This window comes from Peptococcaceae bacterium, assembly GCA_024655825.1.
Classification (GTDB): Bacteria; Bacillota; Peptococcia; order DRI-13; family PHAD01; genus JANLFJ01.
Genome location: JANLFJ010000078.1, coordinates 1 through 3,506, shown reverse-complemented (window position 1 = coordinate 3,506; position 3,506 = coordinate 1). Strand labels below are relative to the sequence as shown.

Below are 3,506 nucleotides of genomic sequence, written 5' to 3'. Positions count from 1 at the left end.
AAAACTCAAACATAAACCTTGGCCTCTTCCTTGCCTTTCAGGACCCGCAACACGCCCTGAGCCAGGGCTGCCATCTCAAACTCGCCGGGATAGACCATCACCCGGGCGATAAATCCGACCCTTTCTTTGATCCAGCCGACGAACAGCTCGTCGTAGGCCAGGCCGCCCGTTAAAAGAATGGCGTCAACGTCGCCTTTTAGGACGGCAGCTCCCGCTCCTATCTCCTTGGCCACCTGGTAGGCCATGGCCTCGTAAATCAAGCGGGCCTTCTCGTCGCCGGCCTTGATTCTCCTGGAAACCTCCCGGCCGTCGTTTGTGCCCAGGTATGCCATCAGTCCCCCGCCGCCCACAATTTTTTTGCGCATCTCTTCCCGGGTGTATTTGCCAGAGTAGCAAAGGTCAATCAAGGAGCCGGCGGGAAGTCCACCCGCTCTCTCCGGGGAAAAGGGGCCATCCCCGTCAAGGCAGTTGTTGACATCGACAATCTTGCCTTTTTTGTGGGCGCCCACCGAGATGCCGCCCCCCATGTGGGCAACGATGAAGTTGAACTGTTGGTACTCCCCGCCCAGGTCGGCGGATGCCTTCCTGGCTGTCGCCTTTTGGTTCAAGGGGTGGTCTTTGGATTTTCTTTCGATCTCCGGTATGCCGGAAATCCTGGCAAATTCTTCGAATTCATCCACCACCACCGGGTCTACCACATAGGCCGGGAGATTCAAGGGTTGGGCGATTGCATAGGCGATAATCCCTCCCAGGTTGGAAGCGTGCTGTCCCATTACTCCCACTTTCAGGTCCTCCAGCATGGCCTGGTTGACTTGGTAGGTCCCCCCAACCACGGGCTTCATGTTCCCGCCCCGCCCCACAACGGCATCCAGGCTCTCCAACGCGATGTTTTTTTCTGTTAAGGTCTTCAGCACGACTTCTTTGCGAAAGCCAAACTGTTCGTAGATGGTGTTGTACTTTTCCGTCTCGCTTTGGGGATGTCTCAGCACTTCGGTAAAGAATTCTTCTTCGTCGTCAAACACCGAGACCTTGGTCGAGGTCGACCCCGGATTGATGGCAAGTATTCGATATTTTTTGTCCATATGTGTTTCTCCTGCCTTGTTGTTTATTGTGCAACCAGAACACCCAGGGCGATGGAGTTCAGTTTCGATTGGTCCGAACTGGCCCTTGAGGTTAGGATGATGGGGACTTTCGCTCCCATGATTATCCCGGCCTTTTCCGCATAGCCAAAGTATTCCATGGATTTGTTGAGGATGTTCCCGGCTTCGATGTCCGGCGTGATCAGGACGTCGGCCCGCCCCGCCACCGGATGACGGATGCCTTTGTGTTCCGCCGCCTCCGGGGATACCGCGTTGTCCAGCGCCAGCGGCCCCTTGACCAGGCACCCGGTGATTTCTCCCCGTTCGTTCATTTGGGTGAGAATCTCGGCGTCTATGGTTGCCGGCATTTTGGGGTTGACTTTTTCCACGGCGCATATCACTGCCACTTTGGGCACCTCTATCCCCAAAGCCCGGGCCACCGCCACGGCATTGTTGATGATGTCCACTTTTTCTGAAAGCGTGGGAGCAATGGTCATGGCAGAATCGCTGATTATAAACAGCCGCTCGTAACCCGGCACGCTCAAGACGCCAACATGGCTCAACAGCCTCCCCGTTTTCAGCCCGACCTTTTTGTCCAGGACAGCTTTCAGTATCATCTCGGTATCCACAAAGCCTTTCATGGGCAGGGCAGCCTGGCCGTTATGCACCAGTTCCACGGCCTTCAGGCAGGCCTCTTCTTTGTCACGGATATCTATTATCTCAAATTTTGCCAGGTCCAGACCGATGACCTTGGCTATTCTTTCGGTTTCGCTTTTGTCCCCAACCAGGATGGCCTTGATTATGCCTTGCCGGCAGGCGCTGTCAACCGCGCTTAGGACTCCCTTGTCCTGGGCTGCCGCAACTGCGATGGTTTTAGGTTCTTTTTGTTTTACTGCTTTGATCATGTCGGCGAAGGTTTTAATCATTTTTGTTCAGCTCCGTATATTTCGTTTTTTTCGGAAATATGTGGCTGAAGACAAAGGTGCAAACAGCGGCTACAAGGATGGCTGCGTAGGTTTCGCTGAAACCCGGGTGAATGGGAAAATGTCCAGCCACGGCTTTGTAGGATACCCAGAATATGCCCACCACCCCGGTGCATACCATGGCCCAGATGGCGCCCCGGGATGAGGTCTTCCGCCAGTAAATCCCAAAGAGCAGAACCACAAAAAGGGAACCCCTCAGGGAATATGCAAAGTAAACGATGTCCAGCACCCTGGCGCTGCCATACATTATTAACGCCAGGATTATGCAGACAACACCGGCCAGGGCCGTCGTCAGGCGAGACATTTTTAATACTTCGGCATCGGTGGCGTTAGACCTGAGGACCCTTTGATATATATCCTTGGTTATCATGGTCCCCGAAGCCAGGATGATGGGCGAGACGGTCGACAGCACCGCTGCCATGATGGACGCCAGGACTATCCCACCGGCCACGGGCTGCAGGCTCATCATGAGGGTGGGCAGGGCCAGCTTGGCATTGGCCAGTGCGGGAAATTTTATCTTGGCCGCCATCCCCAAAAGGACGGTCAGTATCCCAAAAGGCGCCACCGCCAGCGCGGTGATGAAAGCCGCTTTTTTGGCCACATTTACATCTTTGGCCGCCAAGATCGGCTGGATACCGGCCTGGGCCGTACAGGCCCCCAGGATGGAGGCGATTATCCAGGAGGATACTTTTGACGGGCCGATGCTGAACCACTCGGTGTATTTGGCCGGAAGACCGCTGAAGATGGCACTAAAACCCCCAATGTCCCCGGCGGCCAGAAAAATGGCCAGCAATATCCCACCATACATGGCAACCAGGTGCAAGATGTTGGTGTAGGCCACGGCGTTCATTCCCCCGGCCAGGGTATAGATTATGAAGCCTATCCCAAAGATGATCACGGAGGCGTCATAGCTCAGTCCCAGGACGCTGACCCCCAGGGTACCAGCCGCAATCATCTGTGAGACGCCGACGGCGATCATGACGAAAGTCAGTATGACGCTGGATACAACCCGCGCGTCCACCCCGATAAAGGATTCGATGATCCCAGGCACGGTCACGGTTTCCAGGCTCCGGTACAGTTTGGCGAAAAAGATGGCCAGCACGACTATCCCGATCCCGTTGGCGATGGTATACCAGGCTCCTGAAAGCCCGTAGAGATAGCCGTATTCGGACACTCCCGTGGTGGACGTCCCCCCCAGCCATTCCCCTGTCCCAGCCGCAACGCACATCAGGACGCCGAGACCCGCTCCGTGGAATGAGGCGGAGGTCTTGGACCTCTTTTGCGCGTAGATGCCGATGGCGATGGTCAGTGCGAAATAGATAAGTATGATCATCAGTTGTGTTGACATGTTTATTGCCTCCTCGTAAGCTTGCATGAATCTTTAGTTGAAGGCCACCAAACTCCCGCTTGTCCCGGCAGTTTGATGGCCCCAGGCTTTTTGAAT

At 55.2% G+C, this 3,506-nt stretch carries 3 protein-coding genes; all 3 read right to left on the bottom strand.

Features of this window, described 5'->3' with window-relative positions; translation table 11 throughout:
* Positions 1-5: 5 nt before the first annotated feature.
* The 3 genes from buk to NUV48_15445 are packed head-to-tail and all read right to left on the bottom strand — an operon-like array spanning position 6 to position 3,410.
* Positions 6-1,082, bottom strand: coding sequence for a butyrate kinase (gene buk / locus NUV48_15455; protein ID MCR4443528.1), 1,077 nt, complete (start codon positions 1,080-1,082; stop codon positions 6-8).
* Between the two features lie 23 nt (positions 1,083-1,105).
* Positions 1,106-2,005 carry a phosphate butyryltransferase gene (locus NUV48_15450; protein ID MCR4443527.1) on the bottom strand — a complete coding sequence of 300 codons (900 nt, stop codon included), beginning with the start codon at positions 2,003-2,005 and terminating at the stop codon, positions 1,106-1,108.
* On the bottom strand, positions 1,998-3,410 hold the full coding sequence (locus NUV48_15445) for a sodium:solute symporter family protein (GenBank protein MCR4443526.1): 1,413 nt from the start codon (positions 3,408-3,410) through the stop codon (positions 1,998-2,000). Before NUV48_15445 ends, NUV48_15450 begins: the two co-directional genes overlap by 8 nt.
* Positions 3,411-3,506: the final 96 nt, after the last annotated feature.

What these genes read in the sequence shown, in the direction of transcription:
- NUV48_15450 (MCR4443527.1), bottom strand. Translation starts at nt 2,005, where the DNA reads ATGATTAAAACCTTCGCCGACATGATCAAAGCAGTAAAACAAAAAGAA.
- NUV48_15445 (MCR4443526.1), bottom strand. Translation starts at nt 3,410, where the DNA reads ATGTCAACACAACTGATGATCATACTTATCTATTTCGCACTGACCATC.
- buk (MCR4443528.1), bottom strand. Translation starts at nt 1,082, where the DNA reads ATGGACAAAAAATATCGAATACTTGCCATCAATCCGGGGTCGACCTCG.